Genomic DNA, 25,798 nt, shown 5'->3' on the forward strand with positions numbered 1-25,798 from the left:
TTTGTCTGATTCAATTATCATTCATTTACGATTAAAATTTTCCTTTCTTTTTGAAAACATAGATTGCTTAAAGAAATTAACCATAACAGTTATTTTTAAATTTTTTTTCAAGGAAAATAGTTCTTTATATCCTTTTTTCGTGAATTAATAGCGATTAATTGTAAAATAAAATAGGTTAAAACTGTGAAAAATTAACCTTATAATATATAAAATCGAAAATATTATTTTATTGACTTAAATGTAGCAAATAGCTCATCAGTATAGGTTTTGTGAAGTTTTTATTATTATCATTTTTTAGACTTATTATTTTTTTTATCAATACATATTTATTGGATTGTAAAATTTTATACATTTAATACATCAAGCCTACAAAAAATTAACAATATGAAAACAAAATTTAGTTTGATAATCTTTATACTATATAGTATAGAGATTTTTGCTCAGGTAGGGATATCAAAAAGTTTGATTTTTCAACCGGACAGCAGAGCTCAATTGCATGTAAAACAGGACGATTATGCAGCAAGAATGCCCAGAGCTAATACCACCTCAGTATTACCTGTCTCATTATCTGGCACTACAGGAGACGGAACGCAGGGCTCTATAATTTTTAATCGTGAGACCGGAAGTATTGTTCAAAACGATGGTACAAGCTGGAAAATCTCAGATCCGATTGTCACTACCATGAAGAATAATAAGATGGCTCGTTTTGTAAGAAATACTGTCGTTACAACAACCTGTCAGCCATGTACGCTTTTTCCTCCTACATGTTTTATCGGATCTGATAGGCAATGTGCCGCAGTAGATGTGCCTTTTACCACGGCCACACCCGCTTTAAACGAAATTTCCAATGATGTAGCATTGGTCAGTACTCCCAGTAATATGATCACTTTTAAAACAAGAGGTCTATATAAGCTCTCCTTTAAAAGTGGAGCTATTGATGTAGGAGAAGCTACCTGTGTGGGAGCCACTACTAACCTATATTCAAGATTGAATCTGGAGCTTAGCACAGATAATGGATCTACATGGAAACCTGTCAATAATACCGTAAGCAATACAACAGGAGGGTTGCTGGCATTGGGTTCTATCCCTGTTGGATCAGTAGACGTAGGGCAATCATTAGCATTTACTTATGTAGGGGTATTCAATGCGAATGACAGGGTGAGATTGAGATTTTTTGGTAATCAAACGATGAATGTTGGAGGATGTGTTGGGACCAATATGTACTTTGCAATGAATACCACGGGAAATTCTATATCAGAAATTATTGTTGAAAAAATTAATATGCAATAAGATGAAAAAAATTATATTAATTACAGCACTTTGTCTGCAATACTTTTTACAGGCTCAGATCGGTCTAGGAGGAAATATTTATAGTGCTAAAAATATCGTTAAGGTCTTAGATGGGCCTAAAGGAATAATCCTTCCTTATTCCAATAGCTTTACTTCATTTCCTAAGTATAACGCTGCAGTGACAGATGTTTTTAATGATTATCCTAATCTTATCGGAGGGCTTATTTATAATAAAAGTGATGATCAATATTACAAATATGATGGATATGCCTGGAACCCTGCAAGACAAATTCAGGGAATATATCAGCCTAAAGGTTCAAGGTTGGGAATATCTTCAGGAATTTCAATTCCCTGTATAGCATTTGGTCTGGGCTTATGCCTTTCAACAGGTTCAGCCGTTTATTTAGCGCCTGATGATAAAAGTGAAGTACTTGTGGATAATCTTGGATTAAAGAATGCGAGTTCAGTAACGATAAAACAAGCTGGTGTCTATGATATTGGGGCTGCTTTAGGCTTTACCGGAGGATCTCTTGGAGCTCAGATCGGAGTGACGGAATTTAAACTGACTTTACAGGTTAGATACACTTCCAACGGAGCATGGGAAACCATTGTTACCAAATCAAATTACTCGCTCATATTTATTGTAGATACTCAAGGAAATAAAACCTGTAGTTTTGCCCAGACCATTTCATTACCGGTAGGAGCTGAATTAAGGGTTATTCCTTCTATCAGAACCATTGGCGGGTCTGGCGGGTCGCTGTCTGCCTATGGTACAGACTCAAATTCAATCAATTCCTACATCGCAGCACGTTTAATTAAAGCTTTTTAAGATGAAAAAATATTTATTTGGACTGTCTTTATTGGCAATCAATATCTACAGTGCGCAGGTGAATTTTACCAATATTCCTAACCCGGACTCTAATGCTAACGGTAATGACCAGGTAATGATGTATATTACCAATACTAATGAGGCTACAGGTGTAAAAGGTTTTGGACTTTCTTCGGTAAATACAGAAACTGATCTTCCCTATACTGGAGTAAATGCTCCCGCAACAAGAATAGAAGAACTGAGAGGAATGCTTTTGTTTGTTAAAAGTACAGGCCAAGTAATGGTCTTTGACGGATTGGTATGGAGTAAGGCATTTGAGATCGAATCTGATAATATCTCAAGATTTCGGTTAAATACAGTTTCAACAACTGGAGGTACCGCTTTCTTACCGATAAGTAACGTTATTGATAAAGTGAATTTTCTTGCTGATCCGCTAAAACTCAAAACAAATGTTTCTACAGCTGGTGTCAATGCCAATAGATTGTATATCAGACAAACGGGGCTATACAGAGTCAATCTTAGTCTTAACTTTACGGGTCCTGCAGGCTCATTTAGTAACAGATTAGGAGCTAGCTTATATGTGAATGATAGTAAAAGATTTCAATTACTGGAAGACACGGTCAATTTTGACGGAACGAACCGAAAGATTAACCTGGACATTTCAGTATATGCAGTTCAGGGACAATATATCACACTGGAATCTATCTCAGAAGTAAGCGGAACTACTGACTATACCATTACCAATGATAGTTATGTGACTGTAGAAAAGGTATTATAGAATAAAAGTTTATTTAAAGAATCATCCTTATCCATGAGGTAAGAATGATTTTTTATTGTAGTGAATAATTTCGGCATTTGGGTAATCTTTTATAGCTTTGCTGAAATTTTTCATAGTCATGGAAATGCAAAAAGATTTTTTTATATATCAGGCACAGACAACAAAGTTTGCCGCAGGTTTTGAAGTTGAAAAAGCAGAAGGAAGTTATATCTATGGTACAGATGGTAGAAAGTATCTCGACTTTGTAGCAGGAGTCTCTGCCAATACATTAGGACATTCACATCCTAAAGTTGTTAATGCAATCAAAGAACAGACCGATAAATACCTCCATGTAATGGTGTATGGAGAATATGCACAAGAAAAACCCATTGCGTTATGTAAACTGCTTGCAGAAGCTACTCCAGATCCTTTAGAGGTAACATATCTGGTCAACAGCGGAGCAGAAGCAATTGACGGAAGTTTAAAACTGGCAAAACGATATACCGGAAGGGAAGAAATTGTTTCTTTTAAAGATTCATATCATGGAAATACTTACGGAGCTTTAAGTGTTTCGGGAAATGAAAATCATAAAAGAGAATTCCGCCCATTGCTGCCAATGGTTACCTTTATTGAATTCAACAATGAAGCTGACTTTGATAAAATTACTGAGAAAACAGCCTGTGTAATTCTGGAAACCATCCAGGGAGCAGCAGGGTTTTTGGTTCCTGATACTCATTATCTGATCAACCTGAAGAAGAGGTGTGAAGAAGTAGGTGCTCTTTTGATTCTTGATGAAATTCAACCGGGGTTCGGAAGAACCGGAAAATTATTTTCTTTTGAACATTTTGGAATTGTTCCTGATATCCTTGTCATGGGAAAAGGAATGGGGGGAGGAGTTCCTGTAGGAGCTTTCATGAGTTCTAAGGAGGTGATGGAAACATTATCACACTCTCCGAAATTAGGCCACATTACCACTTTTGGGGGAAATCCTTTGATTGCTGCAGCCAGCTATGCGACCTTAAAAGAAGTAGTGGATAGTGGTTTGATGAATGAAGTAGAAGAGAAAGAAAAACTATATCGTGAACTGCTGGTTCATCCTAAAATTAAAAATATTAATGGGATGGGCTTAATGCTGGCCGTCAATTTAGGAACACCGGAATACACTTTGGAAGTTGCTAAAAAATGCATGGAAAGAGGCCTTATTGTTTTCTGGCAGCTTTATAGAAATGAATACCTGAGAATCTCTCCACCGTTGACAATTTCAAAGGAGGAAATTACAGAAGGTTGCCAAATCATATTAGATATATTAAACGAAAATTAAATAAAAAAAGTCTCTCCCAAACGGAGAGATTTTTTTATGCTTTACATGGGAGTTTAAAATGTTCTTATTTAACATAATAGATCTTCATAATCCGTGATAAATATCATGAAGATTCTTTAAAAAAGTAATTGCTTTTTTGTGTAATAAAAAAATTAATTTATATATTGCGGGACGATAAAAACAAAGATTATATGGCTAAACATAAAGTCCATTACGAATTTCCAATGCATTGTTTATCAGAGATTTTATATGAATATCTGGCAACTGCAGAAGGATTGTCTGAATGGTTTGCGGATGAGGTAACAGAGAAAGGCGATGACTTCTTTTTTAGTTGGGGCGGAGGACCTGCAGAAAAGGCCACTTTGATCAGATATAAGCCTGAAGGTTTCGTGCGTTTTAGATGGGAAGAAGATGAAGGAACTAAGAACTTCTTTGAAATGACTATCATAATAGATGATATTACAGAAGATTTAGCACTGAATATTACAGATTTCTGTGAGGAAGGTGATGAAGACGAAAACGCAATGTATTGGGAAAATCTTATTGAAAACCTTAGAATAAAATTAGGTGCAGCATAATGTCGGGCTGTATTAAATGATAAAACTGATGAACGATTTATCGTTCATTATTTTTTTGTAAATAAATCACATCAAAAATTGGAAAATCAATATTTTACTTCAGAAGTAATAAATGTAAAAAACAGAGCCTTTCTTTTAGGCGATGCAGTAAAGGTTTCTTTCTTTTTGAGAAACGGTGAATTGATCATGGATGAAGAATGTTATTTCTTCCTGATGGCTTCCATGAGAAAGATGAGGATGAATATCCCTTTGACCTATACCCTGGAGTTTTTCCAATCTCTTTTTCAGAAAGAAATTATTCAGGATACTGGAGTACAAAATGGAATTATCAACTTTCAGGTGTTCAGAAATAATGATGGATTAACTTTATCAAAATCTTCAATTTCCTATTTCTACGAAGTACAGCAGATGAACGACGTCTTGGCTGTATATGAAAGAGCATTGGAGCTGGATCTGATTAAAGAAATTAATGTTAATAACAATCTCTTGAGTAATATCAGGGTGCATTGTCCGGAAAATATTTACGGTGAAATTTATGCACAGGAAAATGACCTGGATGATGTGATTCTTTTAAATCCTAATAAAAGAATTGCACGTACAACTTCAGGAAATCTTCTCTTTTTAGAAGGAGATGTTATTAAAGTTCCGAAACAAACAGAAGGAGCTTACATTTCTCCTTTACTGGAAAATTTTGTTACTTTTCTACATAAAAATAAACTTGCAGATATTCAGGAGCATGAGATTATTGCATTTGAATCTCAGAAAGCTGAGGAAATTTTAATGATCTCTGATGAGAAAGGTGTATTCTCGGTGGGTAAAATCAGGAATAAGACTTTTGAAACTTCCCGTTTCCAGGAACTGGTAGAAAGTTGGAAAAAGAGTTTTAGCTTATAAATTGACAAACCCGGTAAACAACATGATATTAGTCCTTTACCGGGTTTTATTCTGATTAAATCAGAAATTGTTTATTCTTTATTTAATGCCGTTGATGATCTCAACGAATTTCTGTGCAATTTCCTTTTGTCCTTTTTCATCGGTAATGTAAGCTCTGTCGGAAGAATTATTAATAAATCCAAGTTCCACCAATACAGCCGGGGCTTTGGTCTCTCTTAACATATGAAGATTTGTTTCTTCAATTTTACGTACATTGAATTTTTTATAGATTTTTCCTGCCAGTTTCTTTGATTCCTCAGAATTCTGTACAAATACTTCAACACCATGTTTAGGTGTTTCTTCCTGAGGGGCAGCATTTACATGAAGTGAAATGACCATTTCGGGATCTAGTTTATTGATTTGAGCTGTTCTTTCAGAAAGGCTGGGATGGCTATCGGAATCCCTCGTTAAAATCACTTCATATCTGCTTTGATCACCATTAAGTTTCTGTATTTCCCGGGCAATGTTGAGTGAGATATCTTTCTCAGAAAAATCGCCATATACCGCTCCTTTATCACTTCCGCCATGACCGGCATCGATGACAATATATTTTTTGTTAAGAGGAGTAAATGATAAAAATGCAGTAGAAAAGATGGATATAGCAAACAAATTAATACCTTTCATTTTCAGTGATTTTGATTTTTCAAATAACGTGAAAACTTTTTTAAAAATTGGTTAACATAATCTTAAAATTTGTTAATTATTTTCAAAGGGTTTAATAGTCTGTTGTTAATTCAGTGATATGTCTTCCGGGGAATTGGCCCAAAGCAAAAATTCACCTCCCAGATTTTGCATGATAGATTTCCAAAGGGTCTGATCATTGGGAAGGGTGTAATCTAGATTATATACATCTACTACCGTCCACATTTTCCTTTGTACCTCTGTATCCAGTTGATTGGGGGACCAACCTGAGTAACCGGAAAATATCTTGACATTTTGAATATCCAGTTCTTTATTTAAAACAGCACTTATGATACGTTCAATATCTTCTGTAAGATAATATTCATCAGTGATTTCAGTATAAATTTCGGTGACTTTAGTATTACTTTTTACGATAAAAAAAACTTTGTCATTCTCCACAGGACCACCGTCATATACTTCGATTTTAAAATCAAAAAAATCGTTGAATTTAGTACTCATCTGGCTGTTCTTTTTATTTAATATCAAACCAAATGCTCCACTTTCATTATGTTCAATGACCAACACCACAGACCTTGAAAAAAGATCGCCGGAAATGTCAGGGGTCGAGATTAATATTTTACCTTTGTATGAGTGATTCATACTCAAATTTAATAAAAAATATTTATGGAAAACCTGCATGACAAAAGAAAAGTGTATGAGAAATCCCAACTTATTGAAAGTGAGATAAAACAAAATCCGATTGAGCAATTCAGGGATTGGTTTTTAGAGGCAAGTGAGAGTTCTGTAATCTCTGAAGCTAATGCCATGGCGGTTTCTACGGTAGAAGAGGACGGCTGTCCTAGAACAAGAATGGTATTACTTAAAGCATATACTCATGAAGGGTTTATTTTTTATACCAATTATAATAGCAGAAAAGGGAAAGCTATAGAAAATAACCACAAAGCATGTCTCCATTTTTTCTGGCCTAATCTGGAAAGGCAGATTATTATAAAAGCAAATCTTGAGAAAGTAGCTGAAAACTTAAGTGATGGTTATTTTCATTCAAGACCAAAAGGAAGTCAGCTTGGGGCAGTGGTATCTCCACAAAGCCAGATTATCCCCAATAAAGAATTTTTGGAAAAGAAATTGAAAGAGCTTGAGAAACAATACGAAAATACTGAAGTTCCAAGACCTGCAAATTGGGGTGGATATATTGCAAAACCTTATGAAATCGAATTCTGGCAAGGAAGACCTAACCGTCTGCATGACCGGATTATGTATCAATTGGAAGATCTGGACTGGAAGATTTCAAGGCTTGCACCTTAATGGGAAGTTGAATATGTAAAGTTGGATATCATTTGAAGATATTTAATCAGCTTTCAAATATAAATTTCAAGATGATATAGACTATCAGTAGCGGGCTTTTGTCCGCTTATTTTTTAAATATATAAGGTTTTGATAGAAACTTATTAGATCTGATCTGTTCTATTCTATATACTACCTTTCCAGGGTAGCTCCCGTATTGTTGACTATCACCCATAAAAAAAGGCTGCTTCTTAGAAACAGCCCTTGATTTTTGTAATCTGAATGATTATTTTTTCTTAGCACCAGATACTGCATTTGATAAATCAGCACCAGCTTTAAATTTAGCTACTTTTTTAGCAGCAATTTTGATCGGTTTTTTAGTTGCAGGGTTGATACCTTGTCTAGCTGCTCTCTCAGCTACTGAGAAAGTACCGAAACCTACTAAAGAAACTTTTCCGTCTTTTTTCTTTAAAGTAGTAGTCACGTTAGAAATAAATGATTCTAAAGCAGCTTTAGCTGCAACTTTAGTGATACCTGCATCTTTTGCGATTGCGTCGATTAATTCAGACTTGTTCATAATTTTTAATATTAAAGTTAGTTCGTAATTATAGCAAATATAATACTATTTTCTAATTGTGCAATTTTTTTATTAAAAGTTATACAATTTTTTTACTTTTCAGTGAAAACAGTTAAAATATGATAATTCGGTTTTTCACGAAAAATCTACGTTACGGGTTACTAAAATCATGCCAAATGCTTATGTGTATTGACTTTAGCAAAAAGGTTAAATTATTTCCTATATTTATTAAATCCTAAATTGGGTACAAACTGTTAATGTTTTTGATCATATGCTTGATGATTCTATAATCAAAGTTTGAATTTATTGTGTTTTTTGAAATTAAATACCTGTGTTAGTGGTAGTTTTAAAATGATTAAGAAGACCTGTTTTATTAATTTTTATTAATAAATTTGCAGTATGTTAATAGAAGTTTTTAAGTCTAAGATCCATAGGGTAAGAGTAACAGCCTCTGACCTTAATTATATAGGAAGTATAACGATCGATGAAGATCTTATAGAAGCTGCCGGATTAGTGGTAGGAGAAAGAGTCTATATCGTGAATGTGAACAACGGAGAACGTTTTGATACCTATGTTATCAAAGGGAAAAGAAAATCCGGAGAAGTATGTTTAAATGGGCCTGCTGCAAGAAAAGTACAAAAAGATGATATCATTATCATCATCGCTTATGCGCAGATGACCCCTGAAGAGGCAAAAGATTTCCAGCCGAAAATCGTCTTCCCTGATGAAAAAACAAACCTTCTTACGTAATTCATGGAGAAAACATCAAAAAAGCCTTTAAAATCCATACTTACAATAGTAATATCGCTTGCTTTTGCAGGCTTTTTTTTATGGCTGGCCTTAAGAGGGCTTGATTTTAAAGTCATTCAAAAATCGTTGGTTAAGGCAAATTATCTTTGGGTTCTGCTTGCATCTGTATTTGGACTGTTGGCCTATTGGTTCAGAGCGATTCGCTGGAACCTGATGCTGGAACCCATGGGGCACAGAATCTCAAACTCAAACTCACTTTGGTCGATATCATTCGGGTATCTGATGAATCTTACGATCCCGAGAAGTGGAGAGCTGGCAAGAGCCACTGCATTATATGGAGTAGAAAAAGTTCCTGTAGACAAGTCTTTCGGTACCATTATTCTGGAAAGAGTGGTAGACCTCATATGTATGATGGGATTTCTGGGATTGACATTGTTGTTTAAATATGATGCAATTTTGTCTTTCTATAAGAATTCAGGAGTACAGATTAACCCAAACAAAATTTTACTGGTTCTTCTGATTTTGATTGTGGGTACTATTTTATTTTTTGTATTTAAAAAGAAACTTTCCGGGGTTCCGTTTTTAGGCAAAATTGTAAATTTTATTGATGGGATTTTTCAGGGATTAACTACCATTTTCAAATTAAAAGAAAAAGGAAAATTCATCCTTTATACATTAGGTATCTGGATTTGCTATTATTTTGCGGCGTATCTTGTATGTTTTGCTCTTCCTGAAACCTCAGGATTTAGCCTGGCAGACGGTTTTTTCATTATCGTGGTGGGTACATTGGGAATGATTATTCCTGCCAGTGGTGGAATTGGGGCTTATAACCTTGCGATGAAGTTTGGGTTTATGGCTTTGTTTATTTCAATGGGTAAAAATGCTGAATTTGGGGGTGAAATGGGGCTTACCTATTCCTTTATTTCATTACCATTGCAGATTGTTATTATGCTGGTCATGGGGCTTATCTCCATTCCCATGCTTGCAAAGGCAAGAAATGCTGCTGTTTCAGATAAGGATTTGTAAAATTCAATAATATACTATACAGACAAAGTCCAATTGAAAAATTGGACTTTTTTTATGGAATACAACTACCCAAAGGTGTAGTGAAACCATTATTTTTCTCAATAAATTTGGTCAGGTCATAAATCAAATTTATCTTAATGCAAAAAATAATTCATAACATAAAATACTATGGCAATTAATCTACAGAAAGGACAGAAAATCGAGATAGGGTTGACGAAAATGACGATCGGACTTGGTTGGGATCCTAATGAAGGGACAGGCTATGATTTCGATCTTGATGCTTCAGCCATCATGATTGATTCTGACAGAAAATTAGTAAGCGAGGAATATTTTGTTTTTTATAATAATCTGATCTCTCCGGACGGTGCCTTAACGCATACGGGAGATGATCCTAATGGGAAAAACAGTGATGGAGATGATGACGAAGCAATCATTATTGATCTTGATAAGGTAGATTCAAGAGTAGAGGAAATCCTTTTTGTGGTAACCATCGAAGATTTTGAAAGAAGAAAACAGAATTTCGGACAGGTAAGAAATTCATACATCAGGGTTGTAGACAACCATTCAAATCAGGAAATTGCGAAGTATGAACTGGATGAAGATTTCTCTATTGAAACCGGTGTTGAATTCGGGAGACTGTATAAGAGAAATGGAGGTTGGAAATTTGAAGCTTCGGGAATCGGATACAGAGCTGATTTAGGCTTCTTCCTTGAAAAATATTATAAAGGACAAATCATCAGATAATATAACCAAATACACAAAAACGATAACTATGGCAATTAATTTACAGAAAGGTCAGACGATTGATTTAAGAAAAAATGACCGTGGAGAAAGTGTTTATGACCTTTCGAAGGTCACGATCGGTTTAGGATGGGATGTAAGAAAGCAGGGCGGAGGTTTCTTTGGAAAACTGTTCAGTAAAGAAGCTGAATATGATCTTGACGCTGTTGCATTTCTTTTGGATGGAAACGGAAAAGTAGCCAATTTAGGGAAAACAGTTCAGACCAATGACGGGAGACAAATGGGACTTTATCAGGGTGATGTAATCTTTTTCAATTCTATGCAACACCCGAGTGGAAATGTATGGTTGACCGGAGATAACCGGACAGGCGCAGGAGATGGTGATGATGAGCAAATTATCGTTAAATTGGATCAGTTGGACCAGAGCTATCAGAAAATTGTATTTCTTGTTACGATTTACCAGGGAAGAACCAATAATCAGCATTTCGGAATGATTGAAAATGCCTTTATCCGTGCAGTAGATGCTACCGGAAAAGAAATTACCAAATACAGTCTTTCCGGAGATTCAAGTATGAACGGAATGTGTGCCATGGTTTTTGCGGAAGCATACCGTCACAATGGAGACTGGAAGTTCCGTGCCGTTGGAGAGCCACATCATACGGATAATTTTATTGATGTTTTAAGACAGCAGTACGCGTATTCAAACTAAGTCTTAGATTTCTATTTAACATATTTCAAAGCCGGCTTGAAAGTCTTCGACTTTCTCCGCCGGCTTCAGAATTAATACTTGTCTTACAATGACCAGAAGATTATTAGCATATTTTTTATTAGATACTTCAGGCTCTATGAACGGAGAGCCTATTCAGGCCCTGAATAATGGATTCAACGGGCTTGTCAGCATGCTTCGGGCGGATCCGCAGGCAATGGACAGTCTTCATCTGAGTGTCATTACTTTCGATAGAGATGTTAAAAATATCGTTCCCCTGATCGATCTTGCCAGTTTTTATCCCATGGAGATTACCTGTCCGGATAGTGGACCTACGCATACCGGAGCTGCTTTGGAAATGGTGGCAGAACTTGTACAGAAAGAGCATGTGAAAGGCTCTTCCGATGAGAAGGGAGACTGGCAACCTTTACTTTTTATATTTACTGACGGGAAACCCTCAGATATTCAGAAGTACAGGCAGATGATTCCTACTCTCAGAGGACTTGACTTTGGGGCTATTGTAGGTTGTGCTGCCGGCCCTAAAGCAGATGAACAGTTTTTGAAGGAGCTGACGGATCATGTGGTAAAACTGGATACGACGGATGCGATTACCCTTTCTTCCTTTTTCAAATGGGTAAGCTCATCCATTACACAAGGAGGAAAATCGCAGGGAGCGGGAGAAAATGTCACTTTACCGCCACCACCGTCAGAACTTAACATTATTATTTAAAAAAGGATATTGCAGCTATGAGAAGATTGCCTATTTATTTTTTAGTCGACATCTCCGAATCGATGGTTGGAGATCCTATTGAGCAGGTACAGGAAGGTATTGCGAATATCATCAGGGAATTAAAAAAAGATCCGTATTCTTTGGAAACGGTTTATATTTCTATTGTCGGTTTTGCCGGAGAAGCTGAGGTCATTACCCCACTACAGGATATTATAAGTTTCTATCCTCCGAAAATTCCTATTGGAAGCGGAACTTCATTGTCTCAGGGCTTGATCAAGATGATGGACTGCATAGACAGAGACATTGTTAAAACCACTTACGAAAGAAAAGGAGACTGGAAGCCTATTGTTTTTCTCTTTACTGACGGGGTTCCTACCGATGATGCCACCAAAGCGATTGAAAGATGGAATAATAAATATGCCGGGAAATCGAATACCATAGCAGTATCTATTGGTGAAAATACCAATTATAAACTGCTGGGTTCCCTGGCGGATAATGTTTTATTGTTTAATAACTCTGATGAAAATTCATACAAAGAATTTTTCAAATGGGTAACAGACTCTATTAAGACAACCAGCCAGAGTGTTAGCGAAGCAAAAAAAGAAGGAATCAATTTGTCTAAGATAGATTCTCTTATTCTGGAAAAAGTAGATCCGGAAATGGAGCAGAGGTTTCCGGATAATAATTTTGTGGTCCTGAACGGTAAATGTTCAGAAACGGAGAAGCTTTACCTGATGAAGTTTAAAAAAACATTTGCAGAGTCAGGTATTCCGGGAATGTCCACAAGATATTATCGCTTGGACGGAGCCTATAAAATTGATGAGAAAGCCTACTACAGACTTTCTTCTTCACAAAGAACTCATTTAAAAATTTCCATTGAGGAATTACAGGGAGGTACTTCATGTCCTCATTGTGCCAATCCTGTTGCATTGGCAACCTGTTCCTGCGGGGGAATTCATTGTCTGAGGGGCGAAGGGTATAATAAATGTCCCTGGTGTGGAACCTCAGATTACTATGGTTTTTCGAGTGAAGGATTTGATATTAACAGGACATTGGGATAATCGTGGGAAAATTTCAGCAGCTGATTTCTAAAATTCAATCAAAATCTATGGAAAAAGCTCTTATTTATAAAGAAAAAGAAGAGTTTAAAGACGTGTATTGGGTCTTAAAGAATGCGAATTCAAAACAGTTTTATGAATTCAGTTTCAATATGGAAGATTTTCCGAATATAGAGATTAAAAATATTGGGAAACTTGAAGAAACAGGACTCGTTTTTGAGAATAATAAACTATCAGGAATTCCAGGTGTAGCAAATGTTTATAACCTTGATATTGAATTTATCCATACCGGGGATACCCATACCGTTGAAATAAAAAAAGTACAACTGCTCATCAATGCTAATCCTAAGGATTTATGGAAAAATATTCCTTCCGATATCGATGATACATTCTACAAACCGGACGAAGATTCGTACAAAGGAAAATTCGTGGATAAAAAAATTGTAATTGCTTCTAAAAGAGGTCGTTCTCATGCGCATGAAGGCAAATTTCGTGAGGATGATTTTTCAGTGAGAAACCTTCCTGCTGACTGGAGTATTATTGCGGTCTCAGATGGTGCAGGCTCTGCAAAACTGGCAAGAGAAGGTTCCAGAATAGCAACAGCATCAATAAGTCAGTTTTTTGATTCAGGTACAATTTTGGAGAAAATTGAAAAAAATATCAGGATTTACTATTCTTCAGAAACAACATCTGAAGCGCAACACAATATTATCAGGCTTTTGTATGAAAGTGTTTTGTATAGCTACAACACTTTAGAGCAGACTGCGGGAGAACATAACCTTTCTTTGCATGACCTGAACGCTACCCTCATTTTTACTTTGGTTAAAAAATTCAATTTTGGTTATGTAATTCTGAGCTTCGGAGTGGGAGATTGTCCGATAAATCTGATCAGCTCTGATTTCTCTGAGGTACAACTTTTAAACCAAATGGATGTGGGTGAATTCGGTGGAGGCACGCGTTTTATCACCACGAAAGAAATTTTTAATGATCAGATCGTTTCCCGTTTTGGAATGACCTGTGTAGATGATTTCTCACATCTTGTGTTGATGACAGACGGTATTTATGATCCAAAATTTGCCACAGAAAATAAACTGGAAGATCTGGAAAGCTGGAAAATGTTTTTTAATGATTTGAATGGAAGTAATGATGACAGCCTGAAAGTTGACTTTATCAACGATAGAGAAATCGATCAGCAACTTCTTAACTGGGGTGAATTCTGGAGCAAAGGAAATCATGACGACCGTACATTGGCTATAATTTATTAGAAACATGAAAAAGACCATCAGAGTTGCTTCTATTCTGGATGCAACCCAATCATATGAATATGTAGATGACAACCCAATTCAGGGAGGGGTGAAGGATGTCTATTTTTCTCCGGAGAAGGATTATGTAATTGCCTTTTACCGAAGCCCGTTGGATGTGGGGCAGAAAGAACGAATCAGGAGAATTGTTTCCACCTATCTGCAAAGCATACAAAACGGAAATGCATCCGGATACTTTCTGAATGAAATTTTCAGATGGCCCTATGACATTGTTGAAAAAAATAAGTTGACAGGGATTGTTGTTCCTGTTTACCATCAGAAGTTTTTCTTTGCTAAAGGATACGTTGGTTCGGATAATATTCAGGGGCAAGATAAAGTAGGAAAGTGGTTTACAGCTCCAATGTTCCGAAATCAGCAATATCCGTTGAGGCTCGATCAGTCTGAATTGGGAGACTGGCTCAGTTATTTTCAGATTTCGGTCAATATCAGCCGCGGTGTTAAAAAACTCCATCAAATGGGACTGGCACATTCTGATCTGTCGTATAATAACATCTTAGTCGATCCGGTGAGTAAATCTGCCTGTATTATCGATATTGATGGTCTTGTTGTTCCAAAATTATTCCCACCTGAAGTGATTGGTACAGCCGATTTTATTGCTCCTGAGGTTTTAAAAACAAAACATCTGGGACTTCAGGATCCCCAAAGGCATCTTCCCAATCAAAAAACCGATCTGCATGCTCTCGCTGTACTGATCTATATGTACCTGCTGAGGCGACACCCTCTGCGTGGCGGTAAAATCTGGGATCTGGATTCTGAAAAAGATGAACTTTTGTCTATGGGTGAAAATGCTTTGTTTATAGAAAATCCTGAAAATAATACCAACCAGGTAAAAGCTGATCACCTGAGAAAATGGGATGCATTCTGGGGAGATCCTGAAAAGATTCCTCATACGATTACAGGACCCTATATTTCTGAATTATTCAAAAAAGCATTTGTAGACGGTTTACATGATCCTATCAGGCGTCCTACAGCAAATGAATGGGAAACTGCTTTGCTGAAAACCGTAGATCTTATACAACCTTGTCAGAACTCCACTTGTACAGAAAAATGGTATGTTTTTGATAATACTGCTAATCCTAAATGTCCTTTTTGCGGAACTTCACATCAGGGAACACTTCCGGTACTGGATCTCTATTTTAAATTTGATGATGAGGTATGGAAACCGGAAAATCACAGACTGATGGTTTACCACAACCAGTATTTATTCAAATGGCATGTTTCCAGAAAGGTGATCCGAAACGAAAATCTGACGATGCAGGATAAAATGCCTGTCGGATATTTCACATTTCACCAGGGGAAATGGGTATTGGTTAATCAAAGCCTGGAAGGAATGAAGGATATTACAGAACAGAAAGAAATACCTCCCGGATCCATGGTTGAACTTACCGGTGGGAAAAAAATCCTGCTGTCTGCCGAAGAAGGAGGGAGGCTGATTTATGTGACCTTGGCAAATGGATGAGAGGGTTTTAGGGTGTGAGAGTAATAGAGTGATAGAACTTGATACATTCTCAATTCTTAACAGGTGTTTTTTATTTTCAACTTTCAACTTTCCATTTTCAATTTTAGTCATTTGTTTTCAACTTCCATGAAGTAGGAATATTCATCTTCTCCAATAATCTTAAAGCCAAGGCTGGTGTAAAGGTGTTGTGCTTTATTTGTTTTTAAAACACTTAGCCATACTGCGTTACCTTTTTCAGCAGCACCAGCGAGGATATTCTTTAAAATTTTCCCGCCCAACCCAAGACCTTGAAATTCAGGATCTATCTGAAGTTGTAGAATTTCTGTTTTCCCGGCAGTTTCGTTGACCTTTAATAATCCGATGCGTTGATGATGTAAGAAAATAATGCAGGCTTTATCAAACTCATACAGAATTCTCTGAAGCGTAGTCTCACGGTCAGTAGGAAGATCAGATTCAGCATAATGTGGAACCATCGTTTTTGTTCTAAGATCAAGAAGATAATCAATATCGTTCTCTGTCGCTTTTTTATAGGTAAGTTGAATATCCATATTTTTTTTAATCCAATTTCAGGCCATATTATCAATGAAAATCCTTTGTTGGCAAGGTACAAATAACAATGCAGCTTATGATATTAAAGTTAAAGGTAACGAAAGCCCCCTCATGCTTCCGATTTCCATCCTCTTTACACAAGTTCAAAAAACGCTCTTTTCCCGATTTTTATTTTCGTTTGTGGAAGAAGGTCTATTTCTTTATTCGGATCAGTTATTTTACTTTTATTGATCTGAATTCCCCCACTTTCAATTAATCGTCTCACGGCAGATTTACTGAGGTCACTTTTTAACTGATGGCAAAGGTTTGTAGCATTCATTTTATTTCCGTTATGAGATAAAGTGTGGATTGAAATGGCTTCATAGACTTTATCTTCAAAGTTTTTATTCTGAAATTGATTGCTGAAGAATTGTTCAGCGTTTTCTGCTGAGGTTTCATCGTGGTATTGACGGATAATGTTTTTAGCGATCAGTTTTTTGATGTTCATCGGATTTTCACCATTTTTAATTTTTGATTTTAAACTGGTTCTTTCCACCATAGAAAAATCCGTAGTAAGATCGATGAATTCATCAATCAGGTCATCCGGAATAGACATTGTTTTGCCAAACATTTCGTTAGGCTCATCGGTCAGTCCAATAATATTATTGAGTGATTTGCTCATTTTTTCTTTGCCGTCAAGACCTCTCAGTAAAGGCATGCAGATAACAATCTGAGCTGGCATCTGATGAACCTCCTGAAGCTGTCTTCCCATTGTGCAGTTGAACAATTGATCGGTGCCGCCCATTTCAATATCACATTCGATTTTTACAGAGTCAAAACCCTGAAGAATTGGGTACACCAGTTCATGCATGGCAATCGGGGTGTTTTCCGTAAATCTTTTATTAAAATCATTGCGATGCATCAGTTGAGCTACAGTCACTTTGGATAAAAGCTGAATAACATCCGAAAAATCAAGAGCATCCAACCAGTCAAAGTTGAATACAATTTTTGTTTTTTCCACATCAATAACTTTGGAAAGCTGGTTAATGTAAGTCTGGGCATTATGTTGTACATCTTCCGGGCTTAAAGGCTTTCTTGCCTTGTTTTTCCCTGTGGGATCTCCGATTCTTGCCGTAAAACTCCCTACAACAATAATGATCTGATGTCCCAGATCCTGGAATTGTTTAAGCTTTTTAAGCACCACTGCATGACCCAGATGCAAATCAGGAGCTGTAGGATCAAAGCCAAGCTTGATCGATAATTTTCTGTTTTCCTTCTGGGCTTGGGCTAATTTTTCCTGCAATCCGTTTTCAGGTAGGATAATGGCCACATTTTCTTGTAATGTATTGATCATGTTGAATTATTTTAAAATGAAAAAGCCCGGACAATATTTGTCCGGGCTTTCTATATAATGTTAGATTATTTTTTTAAATTACAGCTATATAAGATCTTCCCGAACGATAGAACGGGTTGTAATATTCACTGAAAAAAGGAAGACGCAATATGCTGTTTAAATGTTTCATTAATAATACAAATGTAGCTTTTTTTTGAAGAATTCCAATATTTAAACCATTAAGATATTTTGTAAAGGTTATAACAAGATTAGTTTAAAAAACTTAACCATTTACGAATCTTAATGGTTTAAAATAATGGTTCAAAACAATTTTACTTACGATCTTTGAAGCTAATTCTATGCCATAAAAGGTTTGTTAACAAAATAAAAAACATGATATAAAACCATACGTTTATTATTTTCCGCACTATGCGGCAAAACGATTTAAAATTGAGATGTTAAAATATTTTTTTTATTAAAAATCAATTATTTAACATTCAAAGTGACCGGTTGATAAGTATTGGTAATTTGTTCTTTCCATTGCGCCATATTTTCAGAAGAAGCTTTATCGGCTTTATCAAAAAAGAAATGGCGGATAATCTCTAAACCGGAGTAAGTAAAAATCCCAAGATCAGAAGTCAGAGACAAGGCTTTATCCATACCTGATTGTTGATATTCCTCGTGAGATTTCCCATGGGTATTGATAATGACTGCTTTTTTTCCTTTCAGTAAACCTTTTTGGATTCCTAGGTCATACCGGTAGGCAAAACCATAGCTGAAAACCCGATCGATGTAACCTTTCATTACAGCCGGTAAACCCGTCCACCAGATAGGATAAATAAATGTAATCTGCTCTGCCCATGAAATATGTTCCTGTTCCGTTTTTACATCATCTGAAACTTGTCCTGCATGCCACCCCTGCATGTCTTGCATAGAAAGAATTGGGTCAAAATTAAGAGCATACAAATCTCTGATTCTTACCTCGTGATTTTCTGTTTTTAGAATTTCGGTGACATGTTGTAACAGGTTATTATTTAAACTGTTTTCATTAGGATGTACATAAATGATTAAGTGTTTCATTGCTCTGTTGTTTTAAAAGTGTAAGACAAAATTAGAGCAATGGATATTTGAAAAATTGTAAGAAAACGAAATGTATTATTTAAGTTTCGGATTACAGATGTCCCGTTGAAACTTGACATACTGAGCCGGAGAAATATGTAAAAAATGCTTGAAATCATGAATGAGCTGGCTTTGATCATAGTACCCGCACTGATCAATAATAGTGAACCAGCTGATTTTAGTTGGTTTACCACTTTCTTCTTCTATTAACCGGATAGCTTTCAGGAAACGGTTGTACCGGTTGATTTCTTTCAGAGAATATCCGAATTGTTTTTTTTGCTTATGCTGGATATTTCTTTCTGTTTGATGAGTTTGCTCTGCTATGGTTTTAATAGGATTCAGATGTTCATTCTCAAAATTGGTCAGAAGCCGGCTGGTTTGATCCTGATCCCGGAGATAAGGTTGGCAGAAGTTTAAAATATAATCTACTTTCTCTTTGGGGTTCGGAATATCTGACAGTTGACCCCATAAATCTGTAAAGCAATTGTCATTCAAAAGACCGTCCGGATGTTGCATCAGACGAGCGTCTACAGCTCCCAGACCAAAAAACCGAAAGAAGGCATCTTCTTTAAAATTAGCTACAAGGATTGATGTTTTTGAAGGAAGGGTATATTCGAAGGACTGTCTAACCGGCCCAAAAACAATACATTGCTGTATGGTGATTTCTGTTTTCTCTCTTGTTAACATAGAGACCTGACTTCCAAAAGAAAAGAGTAAAATGGTCTGATAGGTGGGAAGCAGAGTTTTGGTGACAGAATTTTCAGAGCTGTTTTCGGCAAAATAAAAGTGAGTAAATACATTTTCAAATTCCTGCGGTACAGGAATTCTACACTCATTATATTTTGGTTGTGGCTCTTTCATATAAATGAATATTAAAGTTTTTTTTCCATTTTATAATTGGTAAGCATAATTCCTTTGGCGTTGACCATTTGCTCCTTCAAAACATGAAAACCCATTTTTTCAAAAAAGGTCAGGGCTGTTTTACTCACATCAGCCGTGAGATTTTTTCCTTCTTGTTTTCTGGCTTCATCTTCAATTTGGAGATATAATTTTGAAGCAATACCCTGATGCTGGTAATTTTTATGAACAAAGAAAAGGTCAATATAGCTTCCCTTATCCAGAGTAGAAAAACCTACAATTTTATGGTCTGACACTGCAACCAAAACAAACTGATCATGAATGACTTTCAGCCATCGTTCATTATTCTCAGCACCGGAACGCCATACTTCAAGCTGTTGATCATTGTAATCGTTTTTGCAGACAGAAGTAATAGTCTCTGTGAAAAGCTGTTTCATTTCAGCAAGATCATTTTGATTGCCCTTTCTTATGATCATTTTTGTACTGTTTGTTTTACTGGTCACCAATATATTGTTGTTCGTATAGCTTCTGTTGTTTTTCATTCAAAAGAGGATAGAAAAGATTCATTTGAAGCAGTGTATAGTGCCGTACTGCAGCTTCCTTATCGAGTTTTAAAATGAGTCTGTTGTGGGTAAGCCAGTTATCTGCAATGATGAAAATCTGTTCCGTAAAACTTTGCATCAGAAAGCCCGGAATATCTTTCTTAAATATATTATTCTTCTGAAATCCCGAAAATATTTGCTGAAACTCTTCTTTTCTACTGAAGTTGATTCCCTCATATTGGGCTTCTATTTCTGGAATTTCGTTTAAGATATCCACAAAATTAATGAAGATGAAGCGGTAAGAATAAAACACTTCACAGCTTGAGCGGGTAAACTGATAAAGATCTTTGAGAGTTTTATTCTCCATCTTTTTCATGACGTTCATAATCTCATCCATTTTCAGGGTGAGTTCTGTGAAAAGAATTGTAAGGATATCTTCAGAATGTTTGAAATGATAATGCAGGTTACCGGCACTGATGCCAAGTTCAGCTGCAATATGTCTCGTAGTAACTGCATTGTAGCCTTTTTCGTTAAATAGCTCCAGTGCCTTATACAAAATCTTTTCTTTTGTGTTCATACTTCAAAGATAAGAAATATAAAGGTGGATAAAAGTCATATTTTTTAAATTAGAACATTTGTTCTAATTTTATATCTTTGCCGTATCAAATCTTATTACAATGGAAGGTAAACAAAAATTTGATTACGAATCAGTAACCCAGACTGATGAGAAGAAAGGATCTGACCTACAGGAGGTTATAGCAAAGGTGTTGCAGGTGATTATCGGAATTATTATGGCCGTTTTACATATGTGATGAAGGGGCAGATTTCATATGGGTTTGTGCTGGGGCTTGCTGCGTGGATGGTTATTATTTTACTGAGAAAAAATGGAATTTTTATTCCTGTCATCAATAATCACTTTACGGATTTTATCACGGTTCCGATGTATTGTTATCTGATAGATCGGATTATGAATTTTCTGGGCTATCCATGGAAGCCTGATCTGAAATTCGTGCTGACTTCGGTAGTATATCTGTCTTTTCTGTTTGAAGTTTTATGTCCTCAAATATCTTATGTTTTTACAGGCGATTTTTTTGATGTACTGGCCTATTGTACGGGAGGAATGATCTATTATATTTTTACCATACAAGGATTCTCAAATTTTAGAAGAAAAGAAAATAAAAAAGCCAACAGATTCTGACGATCGAAACCTGTTGGCAGATGTTATTTTTTTATCCTTTTTTTATTAATTACCAGAACCGCCTGCTCTGTTTGATTCTTCGAATTTAATCTGTTTTGTAGCACCCTTTACATCATTATTACCGAACTTATAGGTAAGGGAAAGATGCATGTTTCTGGTGATTCCTTTATATTGATAATCCACATTGTATGATGGATAGTATTCTATTCCTTTTTCACGGTTGGTATTCAGGATATCATTTAAGTAAACATTAAGCAGGAGCTTTTTGTTCATCATACTTAGTTTCAATCCTGTGTAAAGGGAAGCGCTTGTATAGTAATAGGTATTTCCGTTTCTGTTAGGAAGACTGCTCCACAAGCCTAGCAGAAATGTAACCGTTTTTTCTTTATTGAGGAAAAAGCTGTTGTCTATATTAAAATTGGCACTGTAACCTGCCGGAGCCGGAAGAATCAAAGGATCATACGATTTTGATTTGGTATAATATCCATTGATAAAAATACTGGATTCTAACCATTTCAGCTTATTATAATTGTAGCTGATGTTGAGCCCGGCCTGTTCTTCATTATAAAAATTCTTGACGATACTGTATTTTACATTTCCATCCACCATCTGAATTCTGTCCCAGTTATTTTTATTGTAATTATAATATAAGGTAACATTGAAACTGTTTTTTAAAACATACCCGAATTCAAAAATATCTGAAAATGAGGGTAGCAAATAAGGATTTCCCGTACTGTATTCATACTCAGAGGTGTAGTATTTGAAAGGGTTCAGGTTTCCAAAATAAGGTCGTGAAATTCTTCGTGAATAGTTAAGCGAGAACGCATGATTATCATTGGGCTTATAGCTTAAATAAGCGGTAGGGAAGAATTTTCCATAGGTAATCTTATTGGATAGATTGTCATTCATTGAAACACCTTCCAGAGTTGTATATTCATAACGAAGTCCGGCTTTTGCATCCCATTTTTCATTGATTTTAAAATTAGTTGAGACGTATGCAGCGTAGTTTTGCTCATTATAAAGGAAGGTGTTGGTTCGCGCAGGATTTAAATTATACTGGTTATTTTCAATGGTAAAGAAATTGAATTCCGAATCATTTTTAATTCTGGTATATTTTAAACCTGCTTCCGTTTTGATTTTGGCAAAAGTTTTTTCGAAATCTGCCTGCCCGGAGTAAATTCTGTATTTACTGATAGGATTGGCCATAGTAGAAACAGTTTCTGAAGTAATGGTGTTGGAAAAATTTTTAGCATCAGAATTATTGATCATCATATTGGCTGTAAGATTGAGTTTACCACCAGCACTGTCCAGCTTTACTTCATAGAATGCTGTTGCGTTATGAACGTCTCTGCTGTTCCTGTTTCTGAAATCAGAAAGGATATTCAGAATACCATCCTGATTGGATCTCACAGATACACTTTTACCCTTTTCTAAAGGATTACTATGAGAGTAATTGTAGTTGATCCCTACGAGGTTTTTATCATTGATTTTATATTCCGCTTTTACATTCCCGCTTTTGTATTTATAATTATTGAGATTGTCACTGTCTCTGTTCCAATAATCATTATTCGTTGTACTTTTCAGATAATTATAAGTGTCATATTGCCAGTAATTATCCCCGGCAGATAAATTGGTACTCAACGACAATTTTTCACCCTGATAATTGAAAGTTGCTCCTCCTCTTGAGGATACAGTAGGTTTCCCCCAGAAATAATTTCCTGATGTCTGAATAGAACCGTTCCAGCCCAGATTAGTATTTTTCTTAAGAATAATATTAATCAATCCGCTTTTTCCTTCTGCTTCGTATTTTGCAGGTGGAGTGGTGATGACCTCGATCTTAAGAATATCATCCGAACGAAGTGTTTTAAGATAATTAATCAATTCCTGGCCGTTAAGATTCAATAACCGGTCATTGATCATGACAGCAACATTACTTTTTCCGGCAATGCTGATCGCATCATCACTTGTCTTTACCATGGGGGTCTTGGCTAATGCTTCTATAGCATCAATACCCTGGGATGCAACAGAATTTTCTACATTAAATACCAGACGATCAACTTTTCTTTCGAATAATTTTTTCTTTGCCGTAAGTTTTACTCCTTCAATTTTTTGTTCCTGAACAGGAGTATCTTTGATTTGGAAATCCTTTTTTTCATTTCCTTTTACTGTAATGGTATCACTGTTGGTTTTTACTCCGTCTTTTATGATTTCGAGTACATAGTTTCCATGTTCTTTAAGAGGAATTTTAAATGTTCCTTTCTCATCTGTAATAGCAGAAAATTTGGTATTATCTTTTGTGAGTACAACTTCAGTTTCTCCCGCAGGTTTACTATCTTTATCTGTAATCGTTCCTTCGAAGCTCTGGGCAAAAAGGAATGAGGTAGAGATAAGACTTAAAAGAATAATGGTTTTCCGATTCATACTTAGTTTTTTTATACAAGACAATTTTTTAATCCATAGTATTACATGCAGGAGTGAAAATTCTTTTCTTTGAAAGGTATTTTAAAGTCTTCTCTTTTCAGTATTTTTGTATTTAATTGAGAAAAATATTACTTTCAATGCACGACAAGCTTTTACAGTATATCCGCTCTGAACATGATTTTACCCCTGAAGAAACGGAGGCTGTGCGACAGTATTTTGAGCCTGTTGAATTTTCCAGGAATACTTTGATAGAACATGAAGGAAAGGTTCCGGGATATCTCTATTATATTATCTGCGGATATCTGCGGCTGTTTTATTCAGATGAAAACGGAAATGAAGTGACTACTCATATCAATTGTCCACCCGGATTTTTTACATCCTATTCTCATTTTATCAATGCAACGGTTTCTACGGATAATGTGGAATGTATTACAGATTGTGAACTTTTAAGAATTAGTAAGGATAACCTTGATCTTTTGGTGGCAAAAAGCCAGGCGATGAAAGATTTCAGCATTTCTGTTTTTCAAAAATCAATCACTTATAATGAGAATCGTTCAAGAGAGTTATCTGTTTTAAATGCAGAACAGCGTTATCTTAAACTGATGAAAGATTATCCCGAAATTATTCAGAATGTTCCCATTCAGTATATTGCTTCTTTTTTGGGAATGAAACCGGAAAGCCTGAGTAGGATCAGAAGAAAAATTATTAACTAACAAAAGTCAAGTAGTTCAGAAGATCGGATGCAGAACTTTGTAGCATTAAAATCAATGCAATGACAAAGAATAATTTAAGTCTGGTTTCAGGAGCTAACGGACATTTGGGAAATAATCTGGTAAGATTTTTATTAAAACAGGGAATTCCTGTGCGGGCAACCGTTCGGAATAGTAAAAATGCAAAACCTTTCGAAGGCCTGGATTGTGAGCTGATGCAGGCAGATATCACCGATAAAGCTTCATTTGTAAAAGCGCTTCAGGGAGTTGAAACATTTTATGCCGTAGGTGCCTCTTTCAAACTTTGGGCTAAAAATCCTAAAAAAGAAATCTACGATGTGAATATGAATGGTACCCGGAATACCATCGAAGCTGCTGCTGAAGCCGGAGTAAAAAGAATTGTGTATATAAGCTCGATTGCCGCACTGGATTATACAAAACTGCCTGCTAAAGAAAGCAATGGCTATAATCCGGACAGAAGAGATATGTATTATAATTCTAAAAATGATGGAGAAAAACTTGCCTTTGAACTGGCCGAAAAACATGGAATTGAGTTAGTTTCTGTAATGCCTTCTGCAATGATTGGGAGTGAAGCCTTCTTGCCTTTAAATGTTTCCTATGGAGTATTAAAACTGATCCTGAATAAAGAAATTCCCGTAGACACCAGGATTACCCTGAATTGGATCGATGTGAAAGATGTAGCTGAAGGCTGCTTTCTTGCAGCTCAAAAAGGACGCACAGGTGAACGCTATATTTTAGCTAATGAGAAATGTATGACCATTACCGATACTACTATTTTAGCAGGCAAACTCTATCCTGAACTAAAGTTGAAAGTTCCCAATTCAGTTCCGAAAGCTATTCTTTTTTCTATAGCGGCACTCATGGAATTTATGGCTAAGCTACGTGGGAAAGCTCCGTTGTTAACGAGAAAAGATATTTCTATGTTTTCAGGACTACAGCAGAATTTTGATATTTCCAAATCCAGAAACGAACTGGGATTCAATCCGATAGGACCAGAACAGGCGGTACAAGAAGCGCTTGATTACCTGATGAAGAGACCGGAAGTTTTAAAAAAGACATAGCATG

Annotated in this window: 29 protein-coding genes; 19 read left to right on the forward strand and 10 right to left on the reverse strand. The window is 36.0% G+C overall.

Annotation, left to right across the window (positions count from 1 at the left end; genetic code table 11):
• Positions 1-384: 384 nt before the first annotated feature.
• The 6 genes from C1631_RS09900 (at position 385) to C1631_RS09925 (ending at position 5,669) form a co-directional block, all read left to right on the forward strand.
• Positions 385-1,290 (forward strand): hypothetical protein, encoded by a 906-nt coding sequence (locus tag C1631_RS09900; RefSeq protein ID WP_123966635.1) that lies wholly within the window; start codon positions 385-387, stop codon positions 1,288-1,290.
• Between the two features lies 1 nt (position 1,291).
• Positions 1,292-2,119 (forward strand): hypothetical protein, encoded by an 828-nt coding sequence (locus tag C1631_RS09905; protein WP_103247854.1) that lies wholly within the window; start codon positions 1,292-1,294, stop codon positions 2,117-2,119.
• A gap of 1 nt (position 2,120) precedes the next feature.
• The gene (locus C1631_RS09910; RefSeq protein ID WP_103247853.1) at positions 2,121-2,897 is read left to right on the forward strand and encodes a hypothetical protein; all 777 of its coding nucleotides are present in this window, start codon (positions 2,121-2,123) and stop codon (positions 2,895-2,897) included.
• A 124-nt stretch (positions 2,898-3,021) separates the two neighbouring features.
• Positions 3,022-4,197: an aspartate aminotransferase family protein gene (locus C1631_RS09915; RefSeq protein ID WP_103247859.1), complete on the forward strand. Its 1,176-nt coding sequence runs from the start codon at positions 3,022-3,024 to the stop codon at positions 4,195-4,197.
• 191 nt (positions 4,198-4,388) lie between these two features.
• Positions 4,389-4,775 (forward strand): START-like domain-containing protein, encoded by a 387-nt coding sequence (locus tag C1631_RS09920; protein ID WP_109711932.1) that lies wholly within the window; start codon positions 4,389-4,391, stop codon positions 4,773-4,775.
• A 78-nt stretch (positions 4,776-4,853) separates the two neighbouring features.
• A complete protein-coding gene (locus C1631_RS09925; RefSeq protein WP_109711934.1) occupies positions 4,854-5,669 on the forward strand; it encodes an aminotransferase class IV in 816 nt (271 codons plus the stop codon).
• A gap of 78 nt (positions 5,670-5,747) precedes the next feature.
• Here C1631_RS09925 and C1631_RS09930 read toward each other — a convergent pair whose 3' ends face one another.
• Entirely contained in the window at positions 5,748-6,332 is a 585-nt protein-coding gene (locus C1631_RS09930) for an N-acetylmuramoyl-L-alanine amidase family protein (RefSeq protein WP_103247851.1), read from the reverse strand.
• Positions 6,333-6,437: 105 nt separating this feature from the next.
• Positions 6,438-6,989 carry a YqgE/AlgH family protein gene (locus tag C1631_RS09935; protein WP_109711936.1) on the reverse strand — a complete coding sequence of 184 codons (552 nt, stop codon included), beginning with the start codon at positions 6,987-6,989 and terminating at the stop codon, positions 6,438-6,440.
• Between the two features lie 24 nt (positions 6,990-7,013).
• On the opposite strand from C1631_RS09935, the gene pdxH reads away from it, so the two are divergent.
• Entirely contained in the window at positions 7,014-7,655 is a 642-nt protein-coding gene (gene pdxH, locus C1631_RS09940; RefSeq protein WP_103247850.1) for a pyridoxamine 5'-phosphate oxidase, read from the forward strand.
• 265 nt (positions 7,656-7,920) lie between these two features.
• On the opposite strand, the gene C1631_RS09945 is transcribed toward pdxH, so the two are convergent.
• Positions 7,921-8,211: an HU family DNA-binding protein gene (locus tag C1631_RS09945; RefSeq protein ID WP_062702846.1), complete on the reverse strand. Its 291-nt coding sequence runs from the start codon at positions 8,209-8,211 to the stop codon at positions 7,921-7,923.
• Positions 8,212-8,610: 399 nt separating this feature from the next.
• Here C1631_RS09945 and panD point away from each other — a divergent pair, with 399 nt between their 5' ends.
• The 8 genes from panD (at position 8,611) to C1631_RS09985 (ending at position 16,003) form a co-directional block, all read left to right on the forward strand.
• Positions 8,611-8,961: an aspartate 1-decarboxylase gene (gene panD / locus C1631_RS09950; RefSeq protein WP_002976902.1), complete on the forward strand. Its 351-nt coding sequence runs from the start codon at positions 8,611-8,613 to the stop codon at positions 8,959-8,961.
• Between the two features lie 3 nt (positions 8,962-8,964).
• The gene (locus C1631_RS09955; RefSeq protein WP_109711938.1) at positions 8,965-9,987 is read left to right on the forward strand and encodes a lysylphosphatidylglycerol synthase transmembrane domain-containing protein; all 1,023 of its coding nucleotides are present in this window, start codon (positions 8,965-8,967) and stop codon (positions 9,985-9,987) included.
• A 168-nt stretch (positions 9,988-10,155) separates the two neighbouring features.
• Positions 10,156-10,731 (forward strand): TerD family protein, encoded by a 576-nt coding sequence (locus C1631_RS09960; RefSeq protein WP_103247848.1) that lies wholly within the window; start codon positions 10,156-10,158, stop codon positions 10,729-10,731.
• Between the two features lie 28 nt (positions 10,732-10,759).
• Positions 10,760-11,437 carry a TerD family protein gene (locus tag C1631_RS09965; protein ID WP_103247857.1) on the forward strand — a complete coding sequence of 226 codons (678 nt, stop codon included), beginning with the start codon at positions 10,760-10,762 and terminating at the stop codon, positions 11,435-11,437.
• Between the two features lie 88 nt (positions 11,438-11,525).
• Positions 11,526-12,164, forward strand: coding sequence for a vWA domain-containing protein (locus C1631_RS09970; RefSeq protein ID WP_103247847.1), 639 nt, complete (start codon positions 11,526-11,528; stop codon positions 12,162-12,164).
• A gap of 17 nt (positions 12,165-12,181) precedes the next feature.
• The gene (locus tag C1631_RS09975; RefSeq protein ID WP_109711940.1) at positions 12,182-13,225 is read left to right on the forward strand and encodes a TerY-C metal binding domain-containing protein; all 1,044 of its coding nucleotides are present in this window, start codon (positions 12,182-12,184) and stop codon (positions 13,223-13,225) included.
• A gap of 47 nt (positions 13,226-13,272) precedes the next feature.
• Positions 13,273-14,487: a PP2C family serine/threonine-protein phosphatase gene (locus C1631_RS09980; RefSeq protein ID WP_123966637.1), complete on the forward strand. Its 1,215-nt coding sequence runs from the start codon at positions 13,273-13,275 to the stop codon at positions 14,485-14,487.
• 4 nt (positions 14,488-14,491) lie between these two features.
• Positions 14,492-16,003 carry a helix-hairpin-helix domain-containing protein gene (locus C1631_RS09985; RefSeq protein WP_109711944.1) on the forward strand — a complete coding sequence of 504 codons (1,512 nt, stop codon included), beginning with the start codon at positions 14,492-14,494 and terminating at the stop codon, positions 16,001-16,003.
• A 107-nt stretch (positions 16,004-16,110) separates the two neighbouring features.
• Here the strand turns inward: C1631_RS09985 and C1631_RS09990 are convergent, their stop codons facing one another.
• The 6 genes from C1631_RS09990 to C1631_RS10015 all read right to left on the reverse strand — a co-directional run bounded on the left by C1631_RS09990 (position 16,111) and on the right by C1631_RS10015 (position 20,960).
• Positions 16,111-16,551, reverse strand: coding sequence for a GNAT family N-acetyltransferase (locus tag C1631_RS09990; RefSeq protein WP_103247724.1), 441 nt, complete (start codon positions 16,549-16,551; stop codon positions 16,111-16,113).
• 134 nt (positions 16,552-16,685) lie between these two features.
• Positions 16,686-17,885, reverse strand: a complete 1,200-nt coding sequence (gene tyrS / locus C1631_RS09995; protein WP_103247723.1) for a tyrosine--tRNA ligase — start codon at positions 17,883-17,885, stop codon at positions 16,686-16,688.
• 465 nt (positions 17,886-18,350) lie between these two features.
• A complete protein-coding gene (locus tag C1631_RS10000) occupies positions 18,351-18,944 on the reverse strand; it encodes an NAD(P)H-dependent oxidoreductase (RefSeq protein WP_109711946.1) in 594 nt (197 codons plus the stop codon).
• Positions 18,945-19,019: 75 nt separating this feature from the next.
• Positions 19,020-19,844: a helix-turn-helix domain-containing protein gene (locus C1631_RS10005; protein WP_109711948.1), complete on the reverse strand. Its 825-nt coding sequence runs from the start codon at positions 19,842-19,844 to the stop codon at positions 19,020-19,022.
• A gap of 11 nt (positions 19,845-19,855) precedes the next feature.
• Entirely contained in the window at positions 19,856-20,317 is a 462-nt protein-coding gene (locus tag C1631_RS10010) for a GNAT family N-acetyltransferase (RefSeq protein WP_103247729.1), read from the reverse strand.
• Between the two features lie 16 nt (positions 20,318-20,333).
• A complete protein-coding gene (locus C1631_RS10015; RefSeq protein ID WP_103247720.1) occupies positions 20,334-20,960 on the reverse strand; it encodes a TetR/AcrR family transcriptional regulator in 627 nt (208 codons plus the stop codon).
• A gap of 100 nt (positions 20,961-21,060) precedes the next feature.
• On the opposite strand from C1631_RS10015, the gene C1631_RS24515 reads away from it, so the two are divergent.
• The gene (locus C1631_RS24515; protein ID WP_262510203.1) at positions 21,061-21,195 is read left to right on the forward strand and encodes a hypothetical protein; all 135 of its coding nucleotides are present in this window, start codon (positions 21,061-21,063) and stop codon (positions 21,193-21,195) included.
• Complete coding sequence (locus tag C1631_RS10020) at positions 21,195-21,581, forward strand: hypothetical protein (protein ID WP_103247719.1); 387 nt, start codon at positions 21,195-21,197, stop codon at positions 21,579-21,581. The genes C1631_RS24515 and C1631_RS10020 overlap by 1 nt, the downstream gene beginning before the upstream one ends.
• Before the next feature lie 45 nt (positions 21,582-21,626).
• Here the strand turns inward: C1631_RS10020 and C1631_RS10025 are convergent, their stop codons facing one another.
• Positions 21,627-24,002, reverse strand: a complete 2,376-nt coding sequence (locus C1631_RS10025; protein WP_109711950.1) for a TonB-dependent receptor domain-containing protein — start codon at positions 24,000-24,002, stop codon at positions 21,627-21,629.
• 137 nt (positions 24,003-24,139) lie between these two features.
• Between C1631_RS10025 and C1631_RS10030 the strand changes: the two genes are divergently transcribed.
• Both C1631_RS10030 and C1631_RS10035 read left to right on the forward strand, forming a co-directional pair.
• On the forward strand, positions 24,140-24,715 hold the full coding sequence (locus C1631_RS10030; protein ID WP_103247717.1) for a Crp/Fnr family transcriptional regulator: 576 nt from the start codon (positions 24,140-24,142) through the stop codon (positions 24,713-24,715).
• A 59-nt stretch (positions 24,716-24,774) separates the two neighbouring features.
• A complete protein-coding gene (locus C1631_RS10035; protein WP_103247716.1) occupies positions 24,775-25,794 on the forward strand; it encodes an NAD-dependent epimerase/dehydratase family protein in 1,020 nt (339 codons plus the stop codon).
• Positions 25,795-25,798: the final 4 nt, after the last annotated feature.

The organism is Chryseobacterium phosphatilyticum, assembly GCF_002899825.2.
Lineage (GTDB): Bacteria > Bacteroidota > Bacteroidia > Flavobacteriales > Weeksellaceae > Chryseobacterium > Chryseobacterium phosphatilyticum.